Origin of the sequence: Cognatishimia sp. WU-CL00825 (assembly GCF_040364665.1) — a bacterium.
GTDB lineage: Bacteria > Pseudomonadota > Alphaproteobacteria > Rhodobacterales > Rhodobacteraceae > Cognatishimia.
This window is the reverse complement of the sequence record NZ_BAABWX010000015.1, coordinates 1-1,806: the sequence shown is the minus strand read 5'-3', so window position 1 is coordinate 1,806 and position 1,806 is coordinate 1. Positions and strand designations below refer to the sequence as shown.

Annotated in this window: 2 protein-coding genes; both read left to right on the top strand. The window is 58.5% G+C overall.

The annotated features are described in order from the left end of the window. The first annotated feature begins 7 nt into the window (after nt 1–7). The gene (locus ABXG94_RS17790) at nt 8–766 is read left to right on the top strand and encodes an electron transfer flavoprotein subunit beta/FixA family protein (RefSeq protein WP_353536333.1); all 759 of its coding nucleotides are present in this window, start codon (nt 8–10) and stop codon (nt 764–766) included. After that, entirely contained in the window at nt 766–1,695 is a 930-nt protein-coding gene (locus ABXG94_RS17785) for an electron transfer flavoprotein subunit alpha/FixB family protein (RefSeq protein WP_353536332.1), read from the top strand. The genes ABXG94_RS17790 and ABXG94_RS17785 overlap by 1 nt, the downstream gene beginning before the upstream one ends. Nucleotides 1,696–1,806: the final 111 nt, after the last annotated feature.

Here is a 1,806-nt window from a genome sequence, read left to right as displayed (position 1 = left end):
TACGCCCATGAAGGTCCTCGTACCTGTAAAGCGCGTGATTGACTATAACGTTAAGGTTCGTGTGAAAGCGGACGGCAGCGGAGTTGATCTCGCCAATGTTAAGATGTCGATGAACCCGTTTGACGAGATTGCTGTGGAAGAGGCGATCCGGTTGAAAGAAGCTGGCAAGGCCGACGAGGTGATTGCGGTTTCCATCGGTGTGAAGCAAGCCCAGGAAACCCTGCGCACCGCCCTTGCGATGGGCGCGGATCGGGCGATTTTGGTTGTGGCCGCTGACGATGTGCATCAGGACATCGAGCCCTTGGCGGTTGCCAAGATTTTGGCGAAAGTTGTTGAAGAAGAGCAGCCTGGCGTGGTGCTTGCGGGCAAGCAGGCGATTGACAACGACATGAACGCCACCGGTCAGATGCTATCGGCCTTGCTGGGCTGGTCTCAGGCGACCTTTGCCTCCGAGCTGGACATCGAAGGCGACAGCGCCAAAGTCACCCGCGAAGTGGACGGCGGTTTGCAGACCATCTCTGTGAAGATGCCGGCCATTGTCACCGTGGATCTGCGGTTGAACGAGCCGCGTTATGCAAGCCTGCCCAACATCATGAAAGCCAAGCGCAAGCCGCTGGATGAAAAGACCGCCGCGGATTACGGCGTTGATGTCACGCCGCGTTTGCAGGTTGTGAAAACCCAAGAGCCGGCCACCCGGTCGGCGGGTGTCATCGTTGGTTCGGTCGACGAGCTGGTTGAGAAACTCAAAGATGCAGGAGCTGTGTAATGGCTGTCCTTCTTTTAGCTGAAGTCACCGCAGGCGAGCTTGCGATGGACGCGACAGCCAAGGCTGTCACCGCCTCAAAAGCCCTGGGCGATGTCACTGTTCTGGCCGCGGGCGCATCCGCGGCTGCAGCCGGTGAAGCGGCGGCAAAAATCGACGGTGTGGCCAAGGTTTTGGTTGCCGAAGACGCCTCTTTGGGTCACCGTTTGGCGGAACCAACGGCGGCGCTTATTGCCTCTTTGGCCGGTGATTTTGAGCACATCGTTGCCCCGGCAACCACCGATGCGAAAAACATCCTGCCCCGCGTGGCGGCCCTGTTGGACGTGATGGTGATTTCGGATGTGACCGCGGTTGTTGACGGCGACACTTTCGAGCGTCCGATCTATGCGGGCAACGCGATGCAGACCGTGAAATCCTCGGATGGCAAGAAAGTCATCACCTTCCGGACTTCAACATTTGAAGCGGCTGGCGAAGGCGGTTCGGCCTCTGTGGACAGCATTGGCGCGGTTGAAGATCCCGCCCTGTCAGCCTGGGTCGAAGACAAGGTTGCGGAGTCTGATCGCCCCGAGTTGACCTCTGCGGGCGTGGTTGTGTCCGGTGGACGCGGCGTTGGCTCTGAAGAGGACTTTGCGCTGATCGAAAAGCTGGCGGATGTTTTGGGGGCCGCAGTTGGGGCCTCGCGCGCCGCCGTGGATTCCGGCTATGCGCCCAACGACTGGCAAGTGGGTCAGACCGGCAAGGTTGTCGCCCCGGATCTGTATGTGGCCGTGGGCATCTCTGGCGCGATCCAGCATCTGGCCGGCATGAAAGACTCCAAAGTCATCGTGGCGATCAACAAAGACGAAGAAGCGCCGATCTTTCAGGTCGCAGACTTTGGCTTGGTCGCTGACCTGTTTGACGCCGTGCCTGCGCTGACCGAGAAACTGGCCTAAACGAATCGTACGTTTCAAGGCCTGAAACGTACAATTTGTACAATTAACAGACCATTAAAGACCCGTGTCATAGCGGGTCTTTTTACGTCTTGGACAGCAGCCCGCGCAGCG